Source organism: Bacillus sp. RSS_NA_20, assembly GCF_020165915.1.
Classification (GTDB): domain Bacteria; phylum Bacillota; class Bacilli; order Bacillales; family Bacillaceae; genus Bacillus; species Bacillus altitudinis.
On the sequence record NZ_JAIUKW010000005.1, the window covers coordinates 846,745 to 869,846 of the forward strand.

The 23,102-nt window shown below is 41.1% G+C and carries 26 protein-coding genes; 1 reads left to right on the forward strand and 25 read right to left on the reverse strand.

The window, feature by feature from the left end; genetic code table 11:
* Positions 1-2: 2 nt before the first annotated feature.
* Genes bshB1 through LCD32_RS09805 form a run of 4 tightly spaced genes read right to left on the reverse strand, consistent with a single transcriptional unit; the run spans position 3 to position 2,275 of the window.
* On the reverse strand, positions 3-707 hold the full coding sequence (gene bshB1, locus LCD32_RS09790; RefSeq protein WP_224563703.1) for a bacillithiol biosynthesis deacetylase BshB1: 705 nt from the start codon (positions 705-707) through the stop codon (positions 3-5).
* Positions 694-1,113 carry a methylglyoxal synthase gene (gene mgsA, locus LCD32_RS09795; RefSeq protein ID WP_048001888.1) on the reverse strand — a complete coding sequence of 140 codons (420 nt, stop codon included), beginning with the start codon at positions 1,111-1,113 and terminating at the stop codon, positions 694-696. Before mgsA ends, bshB1 begins: the two co-directional genes overlap by 14 nt.
* Before the next feature lie 17 nt (positions 1,114-1,130).
* A complete protein-coding gene (gene dapB / locus LCD32_RS09800; protein ID WP_017359745.1) occupies positions 1,131-1,934 on the reverse strand; it encodes a 4-hydroxy-tetrahydrodipicolinate reductase in 804 nt (267 codons plus the stop codon).
* A gap of 5 nt (positions 1,935-1,939) precedes the next feature.
* The gene (locus tag LCD32_RS09805) at positions 1,940-2,275 is read right to left on the reverse strand and encodes a nucleotide pyrophosphohydrolase (protein WP_008344575.1); all 336 of its coding nucleotides are present in this window, start codon (positions 2,273-2,275) and stop codon (positions 1,940-1,942) included.
* Between the two features lie 137 nt (positions 2,276-2,412).
* Here LCD32_RS09805 and LCD32_RS09810 point away from each other — a divergent pair, with 137 nt between their 5' ends.
* Positions 2,413-3,285, forward strand: coding sequence for a YitT family protein (locus LCD32_RS09810; RefSeq protein ID WP_003215598.1), 873 nt, complete (start codon positions 2,413-2,415; stop codon positions 3,283-3,285).
* A gap of 30 nt (positions 3,286-3,315) precedes the next feature.
* On the opposite strand, the gene ypjB is transcribed toward LCD32_RS09810, so the two are convergent.
* The 21 genes from ypjB to LCD32_RS09915 form a co-directional block, all read right to left on the reverse strand.
* Complete coding sequence (gene ypjB / locus LCD32_RS09815) at positions 3,316-4,122, reverse strand: sporulation protein YpjB (RefSeq protein WP_008344572.1); 807 nt, start codon at positions 4,120-4,122, stop codon at positions 3,316-3,318.
* Positions 4,123-4,187: 65 nt separating this feature from the next.
* Positions 4,188-4,781 carry a DUF1405 domain-containing protein gene (locus tag LCD32_RS09820; RefSeq protein ID WP_025207541.1) on the reverse strand — a complete coding sequence of 198 codons (594 nt, stop codon included), beginning with the start codon at positions 4,779-4,781 and terminating at the stop codon, positions 4,188-4,190.
* Between the two features lie 102 nt (positions 4,782-4,883).
* Positions 4,884-5,651 (reverse strand): menaquinol-cytochrome c reductase cytochrome b/c subunit, encoded by a 768-nt coding sequence (locus LCD32_RS09825; RefSeq protein WP_008344567.1) that lies wholly within the window; start codon positions 5,649-5,651, stop codon positions 4,884-4,886.
* Between the two features lie 41 nt (positions 5,652-5,692).
* On the reverse strand, positions 5,693-6,367 hold the full coding sequence (gene qcrB, locus LCD32_RS09830) for a menaquinol-cytochrome c reductase cytochrome b subunit (protein WP_003215804.1): 675 nt from the start codon (positions 6,365-6,367) through the stop codon (positions 5,693-5,695).
* Positions 6,368-6,369: 2 nt separating this feature from the next.
* The gene (locus LCD32_RS09835; protein WP_007500911.1) at positions 6,370-6,876 is read right to left on the reverse strand and encodes a ubiquinol-cytochrome c reductase iron-sulfur subunit; all 507 of its coding nucleotides are present in this window, start codon (positions 6,874-6,876) and stop codon (positions 6,370-6,372) included.
* A 144-nt stretch (positions 6,877-7,020) separates the two neighbouring features.
* Positions 7,021-7,467, reverse strand: a complete 447-nt coding sequence (locus LCD32_RS09840; RefSeq protein WP_007500913.1) for a YpiF family protein — start codon at positions 7,465-7,467, stop codon at positions 7,021-7,023.
* A 61-nt stretch (positions 7,468-7,528) separates the two neighbouring features.
* A complete protein-coding gene (locus LCD32_RS09845; RefSeq protein WP_008344562.1) occupies positions 7,529-8,068 on the reverse strand; it encodes a ReoY family proteolytic degradation factor in 540 nt (179 codons plus the stop codon).
* Positions 8,069-8,143: 75 nt separating this feature from the next.
* Positions 8,144-9,415 (reverse strand): tetratricopeptide repeat protein, encoded by a 1,272-nt coding sequence (locus LCD32_RS09850; protein WP_035702924.1) that lies wholly within the window; start codon positions 9,413-9,415, stop codon positions 8,144-8,146.
* Between the two features lie 289 nt (positions 9,416-9,704).
* Positions 9,705-10,991 carry a 3-phosphoshikimate 1-carboxyvinyltransferase gene (gene aroA / locus LCD32_RS09855; protein ID WP_024718513.1) on the reverse strand — a complete coding sequence of 429 codons (1,287 nt, stop codon included), beginning with the start codon at positions 10,989-10,991 and terminating at the stop codon, positions 9,705-9,707.
* A 10-nt stretch (positions 10,992-11,001) separates the two neighbouring features.
* Positions 11,002-12,117, reverse strand: a complete 1,116-nt coding sequence (locus LCD32_RS09860) for a prephenate dehydrogenase (protein ID WP_025207544.1) — start codon at positions 12,115-12,117, stop codon at positions 11,002-11,004.
* A gap of 117 nt (positions 12,118-12,234) precedes the next feature.
* The gene (gene hisC, locus LCD32_RS09865) at positions 12,235-13,332 is read right to left on the reverse strand and encodes a histidinol-phosphate transaminase (RefSeq protein ID WP_060781144.1); all 1,098 of its coding nucleotides are present in this window, start codon (positions 13,330-13,332) and stop codon (positions 12,235-12,237) included.
* 11 nt (positions 13,333-13,343) lie between these two features.
* Positions 13,344-14,147: a tryptophan synthase subunit alpha gene (gene trpA / locus LCD32_RS09870; RefSeq protein ID WP_060781145.1), complete on the reverse strand. Its 804-nt coding sequence runs from the start codon at positions 14,145-14,147 to the stop codon at positions 13,344-13,346.
* Complete coding sequence (trpB, locus tag LCD32_RS09875; RefSeq protein ID WP_007500937.1) at positions 14,144-15,343, reverse strand: tryptophan synthase subunit beta; 1,200 nt, start codon at positions 15,341-15,343, stop codon at positions 14,144-14,146. The genes trpA and trpB overlap by 4 nt, the downstream gene beginning before the upstream one ends.
* A complete protein-coding gene (locus LCD32_RS09880) occupies positions 15,324-15,992 on the reverse strand; it encodes a phosphoribosylanthranilate isomerase (protein WP_052320778.1) in 669 nt (222 codons plus the stop codon). The genes trpB and LCD32_RS09880 overlap by 20 nt, the downstream gene beginning before the upstream one ends.
* The gene (trpC, locus tag LCD32_RS09885; RefSeq protein ID WP_060781146.1) at positions 15,989-16,741 is read right to left on the reverse strand and encodes an indole-3-glycerol phosphate synthase TrpC; all 753 of its coding nucleotides are present in this window, start codon (positions 16,739-16,741) and stop codon (positions 15,989-15,991) included. The genes LCD32_RS09880 and trpC overlap by 4 nt, the downstream gene beginning before the upstream one ends.
* The gene (gene trpD, locus LCD32_RS09890; RefSeq protein WP_017367505.1) at positions 16,734-17,756 is read right to left on the reverse strand and encodes an anthranilate phosphoribosyltransferase; all 1,023 of its coding nucleotides are present in this window, start codon (positions 17,754-17,756) and stop codon (positions 16,734-16,736) included. The genes trpC and trpD overlap by 8 nt, the downstream gene beginning before the upstream one ends.
* Positions 17,728-19,275, reverse strand: coding sequence for an anthranilate synthase component I (trpE, locus tag LCD32_RS09895; RefSeq protein ID WP_224563707.1), 1,548 nt, complete (start codon positions 19,273-19,275; stop codon positions 17,728-17,730). Before trpE ends, trpD begins: the two co-directional genes overlap by 29 nt.
* A 232-nt stretch (positions 19,276-19,507) precedes the next feature.
* Positions 19,508-19,891: a chorismate mutase gene (gene aroH / locus LCD32_RS09900; protein ID WP_008344549.1), complete on the reverse strand. Its 384-nt coding sequence runs from the start codon at positions 19,889-19,891 to the stop codon at positions 19,508-19,510.
* Positions 19,888-20,979, reverse strand: coding sequence for a 3-dehydroquinate synthase (aroB, locus tag LCD32_RS09905; RefSeq protein ID WP_224563710.1), 1,092 nt, complete (start codon positions 20,977-20,979; stop codon positions 19,888-19,890). Before aroB ends, aroH begins: the two co-directional genes overlap by 4 nt.
* Positions 20,979-22,151, reverse strand: coding sequence for a chorismate synthase (gene aroC, locus LCD32_RS09910; RefSeq protein ID WP_007500947.1), 1,173 nt, complete (start codon positions 22,149-22,151; stop codon positions 20,979-20,981). The genes aroB and aroC overlap by 1 nt, the downstream gene beginning before the upstream one ends.
* Before the next feature lie 76 nt (positions 22,152-22,227).
* Positions 22,228-23,004, reverse strand: coding sequence for a CheR family methyltransferase (locus LCD32_RS09915; RefSeq protein WP_008344547.1), 777 nt, complete (start codon positions 23,002-23,004; stop codon positions 22,228-22,230).
* Positions 23,005-23,102 lie beyond the last annotated feature (98 nt).

Below are 23,102 nucleotides of genomic sequence, written 5' to 3' on the forward strand. Positions count from 1 at the left end.
AATTACCCCCCAAGTAAGTCATCGTCCATCAAAAGTGGCTTCTTTGTCAGAAACCCTTCTGCAAAAGGTTTATTGACTTCCCTTCCATACATCGACTCTCTCATTTTGACAAAATCAATATAACCATTTACAAGCGGTGTCTCCACTGAACTCTCTGTTTTGACAAATTGGCTTTTATACGCATGTAAGCTATCAATTTTTTGGTTCATCTCGTCTGAGATATCGATCACAAAATCTGGACGATGGTGGCCGTTAATCATGTAATAATACATCTGGCTTATTTTATGCGCTGGCTGCTTGTATGAATCTTCAAATTTATGTATACCTGCAGAAAAAGCGGCCTCTTCTACAAGTGAACCCGCATGACCATGATCAGGATGTCGATCTTGGTGGTGCGGGGCAAAAATAAGTTTTGGTTTATATGTTCGGATGACACCTGCAATTTCTTTCATCGCTTTGTCATTCAGATAAAGTCCTCTATCTTGCAGCGTGAGCTGGATTCGAGTCGTGACGCCTAAAATGGCAGCGGCTGCTCTGGCCTCTTCTTTTCGGCTTTCAACCGTTCCATTTGAAGATAATTCAGCCTGAGTCAAGTCACAAATCCCAACACGCGCCCCTTTTTTTACGTATTTTGCAATCGTTCCACCCATACCGATCTCTACATCATCGCTATGGGCACCGAATGCAAGGATATCAAGTGGTTTCATGTGTTCCTCCGTTTTTTGCTACATCTCGAAAATCAAACGTACCTTTATTTAAATTCCTGACTAAAATTTCGGCAGTCCCCATATTGGTCGCTAATGGAATGGCATACACATCGCAAAGCCGGATGAGTGCAGATACATCCGGTTCATGCGGTTGTGCAGTGAGAGGGTCTCTAAAAAAGAGCACAAGATCCATTGCATTATCAGCAATCATGGCACCAATCTGCTGATCCCCTCCAAGTGGTCCTGATTGGAAACGATGAACGGGAAGCCCAGTCGCTTCTTTCACTCTTAAACCTGTTGTTCCTGTTGCATAAAGTGTATGATCGGCCAAAATATCTCGATACGCAATGGCGAATTGAATCATGTCACTTTTTTTCTTATCGTGAGCGATTAAAGCAATGTTCATCAGGGGTCCACTCCTTATTAGTCGATAATATTTTCTAAGCCATAGACGAGTTGATCAATATGCATCACCTGTTCAACAGAAAGCTTCACACCTGACATAAATGATGCACGGTTATAAGAATCATGACGGATCGTGAGCGTCTGTCCGTCCATTCCAAACAGCACTTCTTGATGTGCAATCATGCCTGGAAGTCTTACGCTGTGAAGGCGGATGCCATCATAATCTGCTCCTCGTGCACCTTCGATTAGTTCTTTTTCTTCAGGGTGCCCCTGCTTTTTGCTTTCTCTTACTTCTGCGATCATTTCAGCTGTTTTTAGTCCTGTACCGCTCGGAGCGTCCAATTTTTTATCATGATGAAGCTCAATGATTTCAACATCAGGAAAATAATTTGCTGCCATTTTGGCAAACTTCATCATTAAAACAGCACCAACAGCAAAGTTAGGCGCAATAATACAGCCTATCCCTTTTTCTTCTGTTAATTGCTGAAGTTCTTTTAGGTCGTCTTCTGAAAAACCTGTTGTGCCTACGACTGGACGTACGCCATGTTCAAGGGCTTTTTTTGTATGTACTTTCCCGATTTCTGGGGTCGTCAAATCAATTAATACATCCGGTGCTGTTTCTGAAAGACACACGTCAATATCCGTATAAATGGGCGCATCAGATGTTGTATGAAGCACATCTGATAGCTTTTTCCCCTCATGTGTGTGATCAAGTGCTGCTACTAGTTCGAAGTGGCTTGTTTCTTCTGCCAGCTTAACAGCCTCTATCCCCATTCTTCCTCTTGCTCCAGCGATTACAACTTTGATGGTTTGATTCGTCATCTTCTCTACTTCCCTTCTTTTTTCGTCCAGCGGTCTTTGTCTCTTGTATTGAATTTATGCATCACACGATCATGGGCTTCTTCAAGTGATATATTGAGTGAATTGGCAAGGCATGTTAACACAAACAGCACATCGCCAATTTCTTCTTCCATGCTTTTTTCTGTTTCCGTTGTTTTTTTCGGCTTTTCTCCATAGTAATGGTTGACCTCTCTTGCCAGCTCACCTAATTCTTCTGTCAGACGGGCCATCATGGCAAGCGGGCTGAAATAGCCTTCTTTAAATTGTCCTATGTAATCATCTACTTCTTGCTGCACGTGACGCAGCGTTTTTTCATTCGTCATGAAGCTCATCCTCCTATCCATCTCTTACATGTTAGCGAAATCATAAATATTTGACAAATGTTTAAAACTCAGTTTGCTTGTTTCTCTTCCATACCATATAATATTATCGCTGTCTAAGCAAAAAAAGGAGTGATCTTTTGCTAAAAGAAATTCGTCTTAAAAATATCGTATTTATTTTAATAGGATCTGCGATTTTTTCTTTCGGCCTTGTTCATTTTAATATGCAGAACAACTTGGCGGAAGGCGGATTTACAGGTATCACACTGCTTTTATATTTTCTATTTCACATTGATCCATCTATTTCAAACCTTGTGTTAAACATTCCGATCTTTTTTATCGGCTGGAAAATGCTTGGCAGAACCATGTTTACATATACAATTGTCGGAACCGTCAGTCTTTCTGTCTTTCTAGCCATCTTCCAGCGCTTTCAAATACATATGCCTCTTCAACACGATTTAGCCTTAGCCGCACTCTTTGCAGGTGTGTTTATCGGAACAGGCCTCGGAATCATCTTTAAATTCGGCGGGACAACAGGTGGCGTTGACATTATTGCAAGACTGATCAATAAACATTATCAAGTTGCAATGGGAAGAACGATGTTTATCTTCGATGCGTGCGTCATTACCATCTCTCTCACCTATTTAAATTACAAAGAAGCCATGTATACACTTGTTGCCGTATTTGTTGCTGCAAAAGTCATCGATTTCATGCAAGAAGGCGCATACGCTGCCAAAGGAGCGATGATTATTTCTGAAAAGGATGATATCATTCAAAAGAAAATCACAGAGGAAATGGAGCGCGGAGTGACCATTTTAAAGGGTGTCGGCTCCTATACGAAACAGGAACGCAACGTTCTTTACTGCGTCGTTCCAAAAAATGAGCTTGTCCACCTTAAGAGTGTCGTAACTTCCGTCGATCCTCATGCCTTTGTATCAGTGAGTGACGTGCATGACGTACTTGGTGAAGGCTTCACATTAGATGAACATAAAAAGCCGCTCAATCCCCACTAAAAAAGAAGCCCGATAACGGTGCTTCTTTTTTTATGACTTTGGATAATCGGCTTGTCGCTTTTGCTTTTTTTCTTTTTCAGCACGGTATTTCCTAAACCCAACATACGTTAAAGTGAGTAAAATCATACTTCCTGTTGTTAAAATGACCCATAAAAGCGATGGATCTGCTTCATCTTGATCAACGTTCGCAAACACACTTGATAAATCTTCTTCAAGTTTCGTGAGACGCTCAAGCTTTGTCCCACTCGATGCTTTTAAAAATTCACCTTGTTCAATTACTTCCATGTGCTGCTTAATCGTTTGCAGCTTTTCAGGCGAGATATCAATGGTTAAACTCGGATAAATCATATCATACAATGAAACCAGCTCATTCCAAGTTTCATAAAACGTCGTCGATTCTGGATCTTTTACTTCTTTTTTTAATGTCGGAAAAGACCCCATAATCGGCTTCTCGAGAGATCCCCAAAGAGGTTCTGAATTTGATTGTATCGCATCGAGAAGCATTCTAAACTGAGAGGCATACCGAAGTTTTTCGCGCTCATTTAAGTCTTCCTGCGGGAGTCCTTTAATGATATCTTGATAGCCAAGTGTAATTTGCCGAACCTGCGTATTCGTCAAAGTTCCGCGCCAATTCTCAGCTTTAAATGTCTTTTCAGCATACAATGCAACTTGTAATGCCTCATCATATTTAGCTTGTCTCGTTAATTGAAAGATTGAATCTGATAGTTCCGTTAATTCTTGCAGCGCTTTAGCAGCTGTTGTTTCCTCACCTTTTGCAGCAGCTGGATGCAAGACAAGAAATAATAATAGAATCATCGCGATTGACTTTCGTTTCATGCAAGTCCCTCCTAGCCTTTCTCCATACAGCGTATGAAGAAAAGGACAAGGTTAGACCAACATTGTTAAGGGAGTTCAAGCTTGACCGATTTTTTCGAGAGGACAAGATAATACGAAACAAGAAGAACGGCCATACTTAACCAAAACGTCACGTAGCCGATCTCATTTGAATAGGCAGAAAGCATAGAATAACGCGGCATCATTCCAAATACATAATCAATCACATCATTATGTAAAATCCATATGCCTGCTACAACCAAATGACGCATGTGAAAACGATAATACGGCGCAAATAACACAGCCTGTACCGCCATCGCAAAGTGCGAACCAATTAGCATATATCCTTCCCACGGAAAATCATCAACAGAAACGAGCACGAAAAGATTCATCCCTACAGCCCATAATCCATATTTAATCAAAGTGACAAGGGCCAGTGCTTCAAAATAAGGAGCATGGCGTTTCATTAGAAAGGCTAGTAATACAAATAAAAAGAAAAAGCTTGCCGTCGGACTGTCCGGTACAAAAGGTAAAAAGACAGCCGGCGTCTCAACGAGCTGCGGGATATACCAGTAGTAGCCGTACACAGTACCAAGAAAGTTGACAATGAGCACGAGCAAAAGCATGTAGCGTGTGGCTAGCAGATATTGAATCCATCTCATATTTCTCTTCACTCACGATCTGTTAAAATCAGAAAAAAGCTGACAGCGCCAGCTTTTTTCTCCTTTTGAGTATATCCTTGTACTTGCATTTAAACAACTGAATTATTTAGATTTGACCTCAGATAAATATTTCGAGAGCTTTTCAAGTTCTTCATCGCTGCCTTTAAAAATGCCCTTAGGCATGTTGCCTTTTCCTTCTACAGCGATTTTCGCAATTTCCTCTGGTGCTAAACCATTGTCAACAAGTGACGGTCCAGCTGCCCCGCCTTGCATATTATCTCCGTGACAGGAGATACATGTCTGCTCTTGATAGATTTTATACTCTTCAGCTGAGGTATCAATCTCTGCTTCTTTCTTGATTTCACCTTGCTTCGCAGCTGCTTCCCAGTCATGAGTAGCAACAGACTCCCATGTTAAATAGGTTGCTGCACCAACTGCAAGAATCATCATCCCAACTGCAATTGGTCTTCGATATGGCCTGCGTTCAGGACCAGAATCAAGAAATGGTGCGAGTAAAAGAGCACCAAACGCAATTCCAGGCATAATCATTGCGCCAACTACCGTATAGCTCCCTGCAGCAAACTCATATTTTAACAACTGGTACAAAAATAGGAAATACCAGTCTGGCAGCGGAATATAGCCCGTATCTGTCGGATCAGCCATCCGCTCAAGCGGAGGTGCATGAACAACAGTTAGGACAAGAAATCCAATTAAAAAAACAGCACCTACAAGCCATTCCTTTAAAAGAAAGTTCGGCCAAAAGGCTTCGGTTTTTCCCGGATATTCGGAATAGTCTTTAGGTATGTTAGGTTTTCTTTCTGCCGGTATTCTGGAATCTCCGACAAACTTCATCCCTTTTCCCCTATGCAAAGTCATCCCCTCCTCATTGAACATTCATCAAACGCAAAATTTTACAGCGGTCCAGAAATTCCTTGCTTACGAATCATAATAAAGTGGGCAGCCATCAGCCCAAATAATGCCGCTGGCAAGAAAAAGACATGGATAGCGAAAAATCTCGTCAGCGTTTGTGCACCTACAATGTCAGGATGACCTGCAAGCAGCGTTTTAATCTCTTTCCCAATGAAAGGTGTCGCCTCTGCAATTTGAAGACCAACCTTCGTCGCAAATAGCGCCTTCATATCCCACGGTAAAAGATATCCTGTAAAACCAAGTCCAAGCATCACAAAGAAAATGAGCACACCGACAATCCAGTTTAGCTCTCTAGGCTTTTTATACGCCCCTTGGAAAAAGACCCTCAGCGTATGTAAAAACATCATAACAATGACTAGACTCGCACCCCAGTGGTGCATCCCTCTTACAATCTGTCCGAATGCCACTTCATTTTGCAAATAATAGACAGATTCCCATGCGTTTTTAATATCCGGTACATAATACATCGTTAAAAACATGCCCGAAAGGACTTGAATGACCGTCACAAAAAACGTTAAACCGCCAAAACAATACACAAAAGCAGAGAAATGATGTGCTGGATTGACGTGCTCAGGCACTTCATGATCCGCAATGTCTCTCCATATCGGTGTGATGTCCAGCCGCTCATCTACCCAATCGTAAATCTTGTTAAGCATCGTTACCCTTCCCCTTTCGGCACAGCTTTTCCAAGATAGAGGTATCCGTCCTTCACTTGCTGCTTATAATGATCAAGCGGAGCAAGCGGCGGAGTTCCGGGTACGTTTGTACCATCCTTGTCGTACAGCCCATAATGGCATGGGCAGAAAAATTTGTTTGGATTTTTCGGATCACTGTTCCAGTTCACTGTACATCCCAAATGTTTACAGATTGGCGATAAAGCGACAATTTCATCCCCTTCTTTGTACACCCATGCAGACCTAGATTCCTTTGACTCATACCATGCATCTACTTGATCAATTTTAAAGTCAAAGCGCTTCGGTTCTTTTGTCAGTTCATCTACACTGACAACTTGAACCATATCCTGATCCTCTGTTCCTTTTAGCACAGGGTCAAGCGCAAAGCGAACCATAGGCATGAGCATTCCAGCGGCCATAAATCCCCCCACGCCGGTCAACGTGTAATTCAAAAATTGACGCCTGGACACTCCATGTCTCTTCTCGCTCATTTTTTTCTCCCCCCCTCAGGTCGTCAGCTACTTTATAACTGAATTAGAAAAAATTTCATAAAACTAGGACACCCTCATAATATATCAATCTATTCACAAGGTCAACAGCCTAAAAAGCTATGTACAATGCAAATGTAAGGGTTTTTATGAAGGGTTCCATTTTTGTAACAAAAAGTTCAAAATTTGTTCTACACTGTCTTGAATGACTTTTTGCTTTAAATTGACCTTTAAATGCTCAAGCGGAACAGACTGCAATATAAATGCCGATTCGCTCACTTCTAGCTGTTCTTTCCATTTGTTATCAGATGTGATAAACACAACATGCTGAAAATGTTCTTGCAATGATTGTTTTACTGCAAGTATGTCTTCTTGCTTACGATGATTTACTTCTAAATATGTATGTGGAGGAAAAAGAAACACTCTGCCTTTCAGTTGCCTTTCAAGATCCTCTGCCACAAGCATTGTAAACTCACCTAAAGACACGGTTTGTTTGATATGGCTTGCATCTATCCCAACTAATGGAATGATAGCGGTATCAATGTAATCTTTAGATTGTAAAAAGAGATCCGCGTCCTCCGCCTGAAACTTCATCTAGTTCCCCTCTTTCATCACATAAGCCCTGCCTGTATAGGGCAAGGCTTATTGGCTTGGTTTATGATAATAGGCTTAATTCTTTTGCTAACTTATTAAATGTTTCTTGATCATGACGGTCAAGCGCTTCATCGATTTCTTTCATCAGCCGTTCTTTTTGGAAAGTAGCAATAGAATGCTCTAGCACTTTCTCAGCAAGATCTTTATCTTTTTCATTTTCATAAAGATCTTTAGGAATATGAGGATTTGTTTCAAGTACAGCGGCATATTCCGGCGAACGATATGCAGATCGGAAATTCAATTGAATAAACAAATCTTGCTGTTTATTCAAACGAATATCATGAAATGATTTTTCTGCATCTGTCGTCATGATATTTTCTTTATAAAATCTAAAGGGAACTTCATCCACACAGTGTGTTGACATAATAATTCCCCTTGGGCAAAATTCTGCTTGCTCTACAAAATGAACCTTTTCCATCAAAGAGTCGTGACTCATTAAATAATTTAATATCCAAACACACTCTCTTCGCTTTAACTGATAATGGTTTAAGAACCACCGGATAAATTCCTTCTTTTCATTGACAGAAACAGGGGTCTGCATGTTATTCCCTCCTCTATCGTAAATTAAATTGCTATACATGAATTATTCAACAAACCAGTTCTTCATTCCTGCAAACTATAAGGAAATTTCGTCTTCAATTCTTAAAATCGTTTCTTCAATTTCTTCATTCGTGCCATCTTTCTGAAGAACTTTTCGTAATAACGGCAAGGCTTCTTTTTGTCTGCCTTCTTCTAAAAGGAACGAAGCATATTCATATAAAAAGTCACGTTCCTCATCAAAATCAGGCAGAGCAAGTTTGAAATACTCAGCGGCTTCATCGTATTCTTCTCGTCCGACAGAAGCAGAAGCAGCATACCAATTCCATTTTGGATCTTCTTCCCCAAAACTTTTAACCTCTTTAATCACATCCAGAATTTCATCAAACAGCTCTTCATTTAAATAGATCGCAAGCAGCGTTTGAACCGCTTCAATATATCCTGGATCAAGAGCAAGTGCTTCTTGAAGCAATTTTTTCGCATCTTCCGAATGGCCATTTTTCAAATCAATCTTTGCCCCATATAAATATAACTCTTTGTTATACTCATCCACTTTAATTCCTTCTTTTACTATCTCTAAAGCTTCATGATATAGTCCTTCTTCCTCATAGCTTTTGGCTAAAGGCATATAAAGTGACGAATACGAAGGATCAATATCTTTTAGTTCAGAAAGCTGCTGAATAGCCGTTTTCGTTCTGCCAGCCCTCATCGCTGTAAATCCGTAGCCAAAAAGTGTATTTGGATCCACTTGATCCTTTACAGCCTTTTCATACCATTCAAGGGCATCTTCAAATTCTCCAGCTGTGCTTAATGATTCAGCGAGCCGCTGATATACATTAACACCGCCAATTTCATTTTGTTGATCGGCCACTTTGTAGAAATAGTCGGCTGCTTTCTTTGAAAGACCTTGAGAAAAATACAATTCCCCTAAAGCAAAATCAATGACGGCTTCATGAGGTAGTAACTCTTTCGCTTTTAAAAGCTTTTGTTCACTGACTTCAAATAGTCCTTGCATTTGATACAAATCTGCCATTAACAATAAACTCTCTGGATACGCATCGTCATCTTCAGGAATCGTTTCAAGAACTGCTATTGCCTTCTCTTCTTCGTCAGAGTCTATTAAAAGCTCTGCATAAAAACAGGTTAATCCTGTTTCTTCTGGATATAAATCATGTAAATCACTAATGAGATTCCGTGCTTTATCAATATCTCCCCAGTCATAATATAACTGAGCTGCCTGCGCTTTTTCTTCATCATGAAGATGCTTCTCTGCTTGAGCAAGTGTTTGGAGTCCCTTTTCAGTCTCACCCGCCTCAACTAATTTTATGGCTTCTTGTAATGAACTATTCAAATCAAACCGTTCCTTTCTGTTTCCAAAAACCTAAACTGTTGTTACTTCATATCATAATCGACAGCTGCATATCCAGCAAATATGTTGCTCTTTTAACATGAAGCCATTTTTGTGTTTTGAAGACTCTTTTTCAATCAATACTTTACTAAACTGACGATTTGTAAACCGAATACGCTAAAAAATTGTTTTTGAATCAGCAAAATGCTCTTTTTCAAGGTTTCACCTTGAGACAAGCTATGCTATAGTTCTTTCAAATATGCAAAAGGAAAGAAAAAGCCTGAGGAAATCCTCAGACTGTTTGCGTTAAGTATTCAATGTGTTCAAAGAAATTTGGATAAGATACACGTACTGCATCTGTATCTTCAATCTCGATTGCTTGCTCTGTTATACATGCCGCAATTCCTAACATCATACCAATTCGATGATCTCCGTAGCTTGAGACGACTGCGCCGCCTTTAAGGCTCGTTTTACCATGAATCTTCATTCCATCATCTGTTGCTTCAATATGAGCACCTAGTTTTTTAAGTTCTGAAACGACTGTATCAATACGATTGGTTTCTTTCACTTTTAATTCAGCGGCATCTTTAATGATCGTTGTTCCTTCTGCTTGAGTAGCTAGGAGCGCAATAATAGGAATTTCGTCGATCAGTCTAGAGATCATATCGCCTGAAATGTCGATCCCTTTTAATGAAGAGGTAGAGATCGTTAAATCACCGTACGGTTCTCCGCCTTTAGCATCCACTTCTTGAATGTCAAGGTCTGCACCCATTTGTTTTAGCACATCTATAATACCAGTTCTCGTTTTGTTCAAACCGACATTTCTCAATACAATCCGGCTGTTTGGAACGATAGATCCAGCCACTAAGAAAAATGCAGCTGAAGAAATATCTCCAGGGACAAATACATCTGTTGCTTTTAACGTTTGTCCACCTTCAATTGAAACACTTTGTGCATCTTCATGTAGCGAGACACCAAACATTGATAACATTCTTTCGGTATGGTCTCTTGATTTATGCGGTTCAGTTAACGTCGTTGTTCCTTCTGCCTGCAGTCCAGCTAGAAGGACAGCCGACTTAATCTGGGCACTGGCAACTGGAGACTCATAAGAGATAGCTTTTAAATTGCCCCCACGAATAGAAAGCGGTGTATATTCACCATTTGCTCTACCATCGATCTTGGCTCCTAATTGTCTTAACGGACCTGTTACCCGTTTCATCGGTCTTTTGGCAATACTTTCGTCTCCGATCAGTGTACTGTGGAACTCACAGCCAGCCAAGATTCCCATCATTAAACGAATGGTCGTGCCTGAGTTACCAACATCGAGAATATCGCTCGGCTCTTTAAGTCCTTTTAGTCCCTTGCCATGAATGACAACATCTGTACCTTTTTGTTCGATGTCGACACCCATTTTTCTAAAACAATCAATCGTGCTTAAACAATCAGCGCCAGGAAGAAAGTTTTTTACTACTGTAGTCCCGTCAGCAATAGCGCCAAACATCACAGATCTATGAGAAATGGATTTATCTCCTGGAATATGAATTTCTCCATTCATAGGAGCACTTTTATGAATTTTCATGTTCCTCACCTCAATCAGCATAAAATGTATCGTAATTTGCTCTATTTTTTATACAGAGTTCTGCCCGCTTTCGATCGTCATCTGTTTGAAAACTGATGCGTAAAATCCCGTTAATGTCTTCTCGCGTCTCAATAATACGGATATTTGTAATACTAATGTTTTCATTTGCTAGATATCCTGTAATTTCCGAAATAACACCAGGATGATCAGGCACATCGACATAAAGATCATAAAAAGCAGGGATCGCTCCTTTTTTCCTTAGAGGCAGGCCGTCGCGATATTCCTTGGCCTCTTGGAAATAAGAGAATAACCCCTCAGCATCTTCTTGTTGCACAAAGGATTCAATGCGGTCAATCTCTTTTTTCCATTCATGAAATCGGTCTAAAATCTTGTTTTTATTATGCAAAAGGATATCGCGCCACATTGCAGGATTACTTGATGCAATACGGGTAATATCTCGAAAGCCTCCTGCAGCAAACCGTTTTACAAGAGGAAATTCTTCTTCAAAATGATGCGCTTGATGCACAAGACTGGCAGCGACGATGTGTGGAAAGTGACTAATCACACTTGTCACAGCATCATGTTCTTCGGGTGTCATTTCAATGAAATGAGCATTGGTTCCCTTCAGCAGATCCTTCAAACGGTCAACAGCCTGACGACTTGTTACCTTTGCTGGCGTTAAAATGTAGAATGCATTTTCAAATAAAAAGTCTTTCGCTGCAATGACACCTGACTTATGAGATCCTGCCATCGGATGCCCGCCAATAAATTGGTAATGATCAGGCAACGTTTTTTCAGCAAAGTGAACGACCTTTTGCTTTGTGCTCCCTACATCCGTAATCGTGAGCTCTCTTTCAATTCCAGATGCTGCAATATCACTTAACATTTTGACGGTTTGTTGTACTGGCGTTGCCAAAATAATCGTTGCTGATGCTTTTAAGCCTTCTATAAAGGACTCGGCAGTCGCGTCGATGATCCCTAGTTTTGTTGCAGCAATCATTTGTTCTTTAGAGACATCATAGCCTACAATTTTTTTATGTGGAAATTCTTTTTTAATCGACAGTGCAATAGAACCACCAATTAAACCGAGCCCAGCGATTAATATGGTTTCGTTTGCTTCATTCATGTTCATCACCTGATTTTTCGCGAAAATTAAACAAGCTGTTTCAATAGCTTATATGTATATTGGATGAGTTACAACGAAAGCCATATCCCATAAACAGGATATGACTTCATTGTTATGCTACGCACGAATGCCTTGTAATAAATCGGCAAGTGTAGTTAGGATTTCTTCATTTTGCTCCTTTGTTCCAACAGTAATACGTAAAGAAGTTGGGAATCCAAGAGCTTGACCAGATCGAACGATATAGCCCTTTTTCAAAAGTGCATTGAACAGCTCATCAGCATCTCTTTTAAAATCAATTAGCACAAAGTTTGTTTGAGACGGATAGATAAATAATCCAAAGCGGTCTGCAAATTCTTGATACTGCTTGAGACCTGCTTCATTTTTTTCCCTGCACGATTGAATGAAGTCTTGATCTTTTATGGCTGCACGTGCAGCTGCTTGAGCGATACGACTTGTATTAAATGGCTCTCTCGCAGGTTCAATGGCGGTAATCAATTCCTCTGAAGCAACCCCATAACCTACTCGAAGTGCCGCAAGTCCATATGCTTTAGAGAATGTGCGCAGTACAATGACATTTCGATAGGCTTTTAATAGAGATAAACTGTTCGGAAAGTCTTCCGCGCGAACATATTCAAAATATGCTTCATCTAGAACGACAAGCACGTGAGCAGGCACTTGATCTAAAAACGATACGAGCTCAGATTCTGACAAATGATTTCCTGTCGGATTGTTCGGGTTACACACCCAAACGACTTTTGTGTTGTCATCGATCGCATTCAGCATTCCCTTTAGATCATGAGCTCCTCCATTTAGAAGTGGCACTTCTCTAATCTCTGCATGCTCAATTACTGCATTGTGACGGTATTGCGGGAATGACGGAGATGGGATCACCGTATTTGTATGTTGATCAAGGAATGCCCTAGCAATAATTTGCACAAGTTCATCTGAGCCATTCCCGAATATTAATTGTGTTTCATTTACTTGAAGAAACTCAGCCAGTTCCGTTCTTAAACTTGCGCTGTATCCGTCTGGATAAATCGCTAAATGTTCAAGTTCAGCTTGTATGGCCTCTCTTGCATGTGTGGAACATCCAAAAGGGTTTTCATTTGAAGCCAATTTCACAATTTTGTCTAATTGATATTCTTTTTTGACCTCTTCAATTGGTTTCCCAGGTTGATACGGTTTTAGCTGTTTTAATTGATCTTTGATTTGCAAAATGTTTCACCTCATTTGAATGAATAGAGGGGACTAAATGTTTTTGCATATGTTTCAAATTCTCTTAAAGCCTCTTCGCGTGTATCACTTGCTACTAATTGTTCTTGAAGCTCTTCAATTTTTTTGACAAGGGCACTGCCGACAACGACACCATCACTCATTTTATTCATTGAGTCTACTTGTTCTCTTGTTGAAATACCAAAACCTACAGCAACTGGTATTTGACTCAGCTGTTTCACTTGTTGAATAAAATCTGTAATCGATGCGTCGAAAGATTGTCTGACACCTGTGACGCCGAGAGATGAAACACAATACACAAAACCTTCTGCCTGCTCTACAATTTTTTCTAATCGTTCCTTGCTTGTTGGTGCAACGAGTGATATATATGAAATGTCGTGTGCTTGACAGTTCTTCTGCAGCTCGCTGCTCTCTTCAAAAGGCAAGTCGGGTGTTAAGAGTCCCGAAATATGATTTTTGCGCAGTAAAGCGAAAAAGTATTCTGTGTCTAATTGTAACACAGGATTATAATACGTAAATAGAATTACAGGAATTTTTACGCCGTTTTTTTTCATCTTTCCTGCTAATTCTATCGCTTTTACGATATTCATACCATGATGAAGTGCTCTTTTAGAAGCTCTTTGAATGACAGGACCGTCCGCTAACGGATCGGAATACGGAACACCTAGTTCAATTGCATATGCTCCTGCTGATTGAAGTGCGAGGGCTAAATCAATGGTGATCTCTTCTGATGGATCACCCGCTGTAATAAATGGAATAAATAATTTCTGACCTTGCTCTAATTGAAATGTGATCATTTTGTTTCACCCTCACTTTCAAGCACATTCATTAATGTATGCACGTCCTTATCTCCTCTGCCTGACAAACAGACAAGAACAATGTCGTCTTCACTCATGTTCTGGCTCATTTCAAACGCTTTTGCTAAAGCATGTGCAGATTCGATCGCTGGCAGGATTCCTTCTTTTTCTGTGAGCAGCTTTAACGCATCTAGTGCTTCTTGATCTGTCGCACTCACATATTGAACCCGGCCGCTCGCATGCAAATACGCATGCTCTGGCCCAATCCCCGGATAGTCTAATCCAGCTGAAATCGAATAAGGCTCAATAATTTGACCAAATTCGTCTTGGATCAAGTATGTCAAAGATCCATGTATGACACCTTTTGTCCCTTTCGTGATGGTTGCTGCATGAAGCGGAGTGTCGATTCCTTTCCCAGCAGCTTCTACACCAATGATATCGACCTCTTCATCTAAGAACGCCCGGTACATTCCTATCGCATTGCTTCCGCCGCCAACACAGGCAACGACTTTATGAGGAAGCTGCCCTTCCTTTTCAAGTATCTGTGCTTTTGCCTCATCTCCGATCATCCGCTGAAATTCACTGACGATTTGAGGATACGGATGAGGTCCAACGACTGAGCCAATCATATAAAAGTGGTCACTGCAATGCTGGACCCAATAGCGGATGGCTTCATTGGTTGCATCCTTTAATGTTCCGTTCCCGCTAGTAACAGGTATGACTTCAGCGCCGAGTAGTTTCATTCGGAACACATTGAGTGATTGTCTTTCCACATCTTCTTTTCCCATAAATACAGTGCAGGATAAACCGAATTTTGCCGCCACTGTTGCAGCAGCTACACCGTGCTGACCTGCTCCTGTTTCGGCGATAATATTTGATTTCCCCATTTTTTTCGCTAGCAGTGCCTGCCCAAGCGCATTGTTAATTTTATGAGCGCCTGTATGGTTTAAATCTTCTCTTTTTAAATAGATTTTAGCACCGCCGAGATATGCTGATAATTGATCAGCATATGTGAGTGCAGTTGGTCTGCCTGAATAGTTTTTCAAAAGCGATATATATTCCTTTTGAAAAGCAGGGTCTTCTTTTAATTCACGAAAAGCTTGTTCGATCTCTTCTAGTGGCTGCATGAGCGTTTCAGGAACGAATTTCCCTCCAAATTCTCCATATCTGCCAATCTCATTTGGATATGCGTACATGGTTCAACATCCTTTCTTCGAGCGCTTTCATCTTTGTACTGCTTTTCTTCCCGTTTTCTTCTATACCGCTTGAAAGGTCTATGGCGTCTGGACCAAAAGCAAGCAGATCTATTATGGTATCTGGCGTGATCCCGCCAGCAATGGCGCAAGTTTTCCCCAGTTGTTTTGCAAGCTGAACATATGAAGGCACTGCCTCCCATGCAAAAGCTGTTCCAGAACCGCCTCTCATTCCTTTCACTTTCGCATCAATGAGAAAACCGTCGACACTTGGAGCGAATGCCGTCATATGTTCAAGTGTGTCGTTTACATCGGGTTCGTGATGGAACACTTTCCAAACGAGAGCCTTCGTTTGTTGTTTGATGTCGCTTGCATCTTCTGGCGTCTCATCACCATGAAGCTGCACAATATCTAAGGGGAGGTTGTTTGTAATCTCGCACACTTTTGGTGTTTTTTCATTCACAAATACCCCCACGATCTCTTTTTTACATTTTACTTGTGACAGCCAGTGTTTCACTTGATCTGGATCAACCCGTCTTTTACTCGGCGCAAAAATAAAACCGATGGCATCCGCTTGAGATTGCGAGATGCATGCGACATCCTCTTGTGAGACAGCACCGCAATATTTTAAGTAAGGCTTAATTTCCTTCATTCTCCGAACAATGCCTGAACGGCTTTCTCCTGTGATTGTTCCCTCATTAAAGATTCACCAACAAGAACGGCATTTGCTCCGTGCTGTTTCACAAAGGTCAGATCATCAAATGTCTTTATGCCGCTTTCACTTACTAGTAATACGTCTTTTGGAACAAGTGGCGCGATCTCTTTTGTTTGTTCAACAGTTGTTGTAAACGTATTGAGATTCCGGTTGTTCACACCGATGATCTCAGGAGTGAATAGGTGTAAAATCTTTTCTAGTGTATGTGCTGCATGTACTTCAACGAGGACATCCAGTCCTTTTTCTTGCGCTTCTGTATAGAGCTCATACAGCTTTTGCGGCTCAAGCACCTCTCCAATTAATAAAATGGCATCTGCCCCTATCCGTTTCGATTCTTCTATTTGTATAGAGTCAATAATGAAATCTTTTCTTAAAATAGGACGTGTGATGTGTTCTTTAATAAGAGACAAATATTCGTTTTTCCCTTGGAAAAACGGTTCATCCGTTAAGACAGATAAACAATCTGCATTTGATGTTTCGTATGCTTTCGCTGTCTGTAAAGGATCAAAATGAGGCTGAATGATTCCTCTGGAAGGAGACGCTTTTTTCACCTCAGCAATCAGTCCAATCGAGCGGTGAGGATTCATAAGGGCTTCTTTAAATGATTGTCTTTCATAATGTCCATCCTCAGGTAATTGCAAGGTTTGCACATGTTCTTTTTTACGATCGATAATTTGATTAAGCATAGATCTCTTCCTCTTTCGTTTTTTGTTTTAGACGGGCTAATTGTTCTTTAGCTGATCCGTTTTTGATCGTTTCTAATGCTTTCATTGTGCCTGCCATCAGACTCTCTGCTTTTCCTGCCACATATAATGCGGCCCCAGCATTAAGCGCTGTAATATGAAGCGGTGCTCCACCCGCTTGATAATTCAATATATTCTGAATCAATTTGGCGCTTTCTTCTGGTGATTGGACCTGAATGTCTGATAAATGCCCTTTTTCAAGTCCAAAGTCTTCTGGGTTTAACGTATATTCTGTCATGACACCTTTTTTGAGTTCAATGATGTATGAATTTGCTGTAATGGTTAATTCATCCAGCCCATCATCTCCGCAAACAAACAGGACATGTTCTGGCTCTAAAGGAGCAAGAGCTTTCGCCATGAGCTTTGCCTTTTCCTTTGCATACACACCAATGATTTGCTTTTTGGCCTGCATCGGGTGGCAAAGCGGTCCTAATAAGTTAAATACCGTCCGAAATCCGAGCTGCTTGCGTACGGTGGCTACTTGTTTCATCGAAGAATGATAGAGCGGTGCAAATAAAAAGCCCATGTTTTTCTGCTGTATTTGTCGTCTTGTTTCTTCAGGTGTGGATTGAATTTGAATACCAAGACATTCTAGCACGTCAGCACTCCCGCTTTTAGAGGAGACGGAACGATTTCCGTGCTTGGCGATTTTCGCCCCAGCAGCCGAAGCAACGATGGCAGCGGCTGTTGATATATTAAATGTTGATAAACCGTCGCCTCCTGTCCCGCACGTATCAACAACATCAAGTGACCTTTCTACTGGTGCTGCATGCTGCCTCATGGCTTTCACGAAGCCTGTCATTTCTTCGGCGGTTTCTCCTCGATGCGCTAAAATAGATAGACTAGCAGCGACTTCAGCATCTGTTAACGAGCCGCTCATCATATCATGCATCAGGCCATTCGCTTCTTTTTCTGATAGTTTTCCCCCATTAACAAGAGCTGATAGTCGTTGATTCATTTGGCACACTCTCCTTTTCCGAGAAAATATGTTCAGCAAGCTGAATGGCTTTTAGAAGTGCTCCTGCCTTATTACATGCCTCTTCCCATTCGTTTTCTGGAACGGAATCAGCGACAATGCCGGCACCTGCTTGTATTGAAGCAGTCTGATGTTTGACGCTCATTGTGCGAATGGTAATACAGGAATCGATATTGCCGTCGAAACCAATATAGGCAATACAGCCGCCATACGTCTCTCTTGGCTCAGGCTCCATTTCGTTTAATAATTGCATCGCCCTAATTTTTGGGGCGCCTGTCAATGTGCCTGCTGGAAAAGCGGACATAAGCGCGTCTACTGGATGAGTATCCTGCTTCAGCTTCCCTGTCACAATAGAAATAATGTGCATGACGTGCGAAAAATTCACGACTTTTGTAAAAGTTGGGACAGACACACTGCCGTATTCTGCTACACGCCCCACGTCATTTCGAGCCAGATCCACCAGCATGTAATGTTCTGCTTTTTCTTTTTCATCATCGAGCAACTCTCTTGCTAGTGCATCATCTTCTTCTTTTGTCATTCCTCGTTTTCTTGTACCAGCAATTGGATGGATTTCTAAGTGACCGTTTTTCGCATGGATTAATCGTTCTGGCGAGCTTCCCACTAAGTCTCGATCTTTTAATTTCATAAAATACATATACGGTGATGGATTGACGATCCGAAGCACACGATATAATTCAAATGAGCTCACTGTCACTGGAATGTCAAAACGCTGAGAAAGTACACCCTGGAAGATATCACCCGCTCGAATATACTCCTTGATTTTTTCGACATCCTTTAAAAATTTTGCTTTTTCATAGGTAGACGTCACCTGTTCAAACGAAGGGGGTTCATTCATATTCCCTGAGATAATCAGTTCTTTCATATCAATTTTTGTATGAAGCTGCTGTACCATCAGTTCAAGTTGCTTTTGATTTTCTCGATAAACCAGAATTTTTTCTTCGTCTGTTTCATGACCGTTCAGCTGCGTGTACTGAATAAAATGAACTTGGTTTGTTTCATGATCAAATGCGATCATTGTTTGGCAAACAAATAATGTGCAATTATCTGTTGTTGATGCATTCGGATGCGGCTTAACAGACGGCTCAATGTTGGGAATGAGGTCGTAACTTAAGTACCCTACGGCTCCGCCAGTAAATGGGATATCAATTTCAGGTGTCTTGATTTGATATTGCTCTTTCATCCAGTCAAGCAACTCTTTCAGCTCCGCTTTTTGCATCACTGACTGTCCTGCAGCGTCACGAGCAATATAATGGTCTTGCTCGTCATGTAATGTTAAAAAAGGATGTAATCCGATAAAGGAATATCTCGACCAGCTAGAAGATTCGTCTTTGCTTTCTAGCAAATACACAATATCCTGTTTCAGTTTCTCAACAATTTGTATGGGTGAGAGTGTATCAACTGTAATGGTTTCAACAATCGGGATGGTTTTGTAAAACTGACTGTCTCTTAAAAATTGGGTAAGGTTTGATTGGGATTTCATAAGCACACTCCTTAAATGGAATTAAGGAGAATGAGGGGACATCTTGAGGATTTGTTTGAGTATACGAAATAAGCCTAAAAGAGGCTTCGCTCTTTTAGGCAGTATGATTAAATAGAAGTATCGTATCTCTGCTCAACTCTACTCATCTCAACTACCCTAGTCTCATTCTCATCTTCTCTAAGCTTGCAATGCCGTTCACACCTGTGTGTAAACTTCGGCTGTTCATATCGTATTATAATTCCTTGTTTTTTGTCAACTGTAAATCAGGCCGAAGCGTGACAGCCTCTTCCAAGTATACGTGCTGTATGTCTTCCTGCTTGACATCTGTCTGAACGGTCATTAAAACGCGAATACACTTCTTTAGACCTCCATCAATGTCAAGCTCTTGCATACAAGTGACAGGCACATAAGTCCATCCTTCAAACTGCCTGAGTGCTTTTGCTGGAAAAACAGAGTGAATATCTTGTGTAGCTGAAATCAAGATCTGCACGACACGCTCTGGATCTACTTGGTTTTTTGAAATGATCGCTTCTAGCAGCTGCTTCGTTTTGGTTAACACTTCTGTTTCTGTATCTTCTGTCACAGTTGTAGCCCCGCGTATCCCGCGAAACATCATAGACAGCCCTCCTCCCGTTTCCATTCTTCGAGCCAGTGATACAGCTCATCTTTTGTGAAAGATTGCAGGGTGACGTCTCCAACTTGTTTTAGCAAAACAAACTGAACACTCCCGCCTCTTGCCTTCTTATCACCAATCATGCGATCGACAAATGTTTTGGTTGAAATCGTTTGTGTGACTTGTACTGGGAACCCTAGTTCTTTCATCCACACTTTAAGTTTCTCACGATCTAGGCTGAGTCCTTGCTCTTTTTCACTGACATATAAAGCAAACTGCATGCCAATTGCAATGGCATCTCCATGCGTGATCGCACCGTATCCATACTCCGCTTCAATGGCATGCCCTAGTGTATGACCTAAATTCAAGTATGCCCGCACACCTTGTTCTTTTTCATCTTCTTGAACAATGGATGCTTTCACTTGAATCCCTTGATAAAGCATATGCGCCAGTTCATCCTTTGATAATTCTGTCAACGAACGAATGGACATCAGTTCTGATAAAAAGACTTCACTTGAAATCAGTGCATGTTTTATCACTTCTGCAAAGCCTGATCTCAGCTCTATTGATGAGAGTGTCTCTAGCATACTTGTATCATAGATGACAGCTGCCGGTTGATGAAACGCACCAATTAAATTTTTACCGAGTGGATGATTGATTCCGGTTTTTCCGCCGACTGCACTATCATGTGCAAGTAGCGTGGTCGGTACTTGAATAAAATCAATGCCTCTCATATAAGTGGCAGCAGCAAAGCCAGCCAAGTCTCCAATCACCCCGCCTCCTAATGCAATGATGCATGAGGAGCGGTCGAGTTGAAATTGGATGGCTTTCGTATGAATCTGCTCAAACTGCGCAAAAGATTTTGATTGTTCTCCGTTTGGCACCACTACTTTTTGTACAGACCATTTCTGTTTAAGTAATTGAACCATTTCATCTCCATAAAGGGCATCGACGGCTGAATCTGTCACGATAAAGAGCTTCGTGTAGGATCGCCCAGTGGAAGTAATCAAGTCTACGATATTTTGTCTAATCCCATCACCGATATATACAGGATAAGTGGCTGAAGACGTCTTCACTTCCAGTGTTTTCATTAAAACTCCCTCTGAAGCTGGCGCATTTTGTCCACATTTTCTTTAATGCGGTCAATTTGATCAAGACCAAACTGCTCAACCACTGCATTGGCGATTTCCCATGCAACGACTGCTTCTGCCACAACACTTGCGGCTGGAACAGCACAGCTGTCAGAACGTTCAATACTTGCAGAGAAAGGTTCTTTTGTTTCAATATCCACGCTTTGCAATGGTTTGTATAAGGTTGGGATTGGTTTCATAACCCCTCTTACGACGATTGGCATGCCAGTTGACATTCCGCCTTCAAGACCACCTAAGCGGTTTGTTTTTCTCGTATAGCCTTTTTCTTCATCCCAGATGATTTCATCATGAACTTCACTGCCATTTTTAGAAGCTGCCTCAAAGCCAATACCAAATTCAACACCTTTAAAAGCGTTGATACTCAGTACTGCGCCTGCAAGCTTGCTATCCAGTTTGCGGTCATAGTGCACATAGCTGCCAACTCCAACTGGCATCCCTTCAACGATGACTTCGACAATACCACCAATTGAATCGCCGTTTTTCTTCGCTTCGTCAATGGCATCCATCATTTTTTGACCAGCTTCACTGTCATAGCATCGAACAGGTGATTCTTCTGTTACTTTTTGCAAATCTTCAATAGATTCATAAGCGGTATGGGAAGCTTTTACTCCACCAATTTCAAGGACGTGACCAGCCACTTTGATTCCAAGGTGAGCCAAAATTTGTTTCGCTACTGCACCTGCTGCTACACGAACCGTTGTCTCGCGTGCTGATGAGCGCTCTAATACGTTTCTCATATCACGGTGACCATATTTAATCGCACCATTTAAATCCGCATGCCCTGGTCTTGGACGAGAAATTTGACGCTTCATTTCACTCTCTTCTTCTTCAGTAATTGGCTCTGCACCCATGACCTTTGTCCAGTGCTTCCAATCATTATTTTCAACAACAAGTGCAATAGGAGAACCTAATGTTTTCCCGTGGCGGACACCACTTAACACTTTCGCTTGGTCTTTTTCAATCTGCATTCTTCTTCCGCGGCCATGACCTTTTTGTCTTCTAGCCAGTTCATAATTGATGTCATCCTGCTCTATGTAAAGTCCCGCTGGAACTCCTTCAATAATTGTGGTCAGTTGTGGACCATGTGATTCACCTGCTGTTAAGTACCTCATGACTTATTCTCCCTTCATCGCATTAACGCTTTTAAGTAAAACTATGATAACACACTTCCTACTAAAAAGTCAGCTACTACCCCTTCTTTTGATAAAAGAAAGTATCAGCAGAGGTTAATCCAAACTTTTCTGGGTGAAAAATTTGTTCTGTAGAACCAACAAATAATACGCCGTTTTGCTTTAAACTGCTGCTCATTTTTAAGTAAATTTCTTCTTTCGCCTCTTCTGTAAAGTAGATGAGGACATTTCTGCACACGATGAGATCCAGCTGTTTTTCATATGGATCTGCTAAAAGGTTGTGTTTCTTAAATTGAATGTGCTTTCGAATCTCATCCTTCACCGTGTAAAATGAAGAATCTTCTTTGGTAAAATATTTTTGCTTGATTTGATCTGGCACCTCTTGCAAAGATCGTTCATGATATCTTCCTTTTTGCGCAGATTGCAGGACTTTATCATCAATATCCGTTGCAATAATTTGGAAGTCTTTCACAAGCGGATGGCTTGATAGCAGCATTGAGAGTGTATACGGCTCTTCTCCAGTAGAGCAAGCTGCACTCCATATTTTTAGGGTGCCACTGTTTTTTGAAAGCAGCGGCAAGATTTTTTGATCAAGTACTTCCCAGCGCTGATAGTTTCGGTAAAATTCTGACACATTGATCGTCATTCGATCCATCGTTTCATCTAATAGCGCTTTGTCCTTTTCAAGAGCAGACGCAAATGCCTCAAAATCTTTATATCCTTTTTTATCATAAAGGGATGTTAATCTTCGTTTCATTTGTGCTTCTTTATATAAGTTCAGATCTACCCCAGTTAGTTTTTTCCATTTTCCAACAAATACTTGATACTGATCCATCAATGTCCTCTCCTGTCTCATCTGTCTTTGTCCTAGTATAGCTGTTTTTATCATAAATTTGTATCATCTCATGCGAAAATTCGTATAGAAATCTCAAT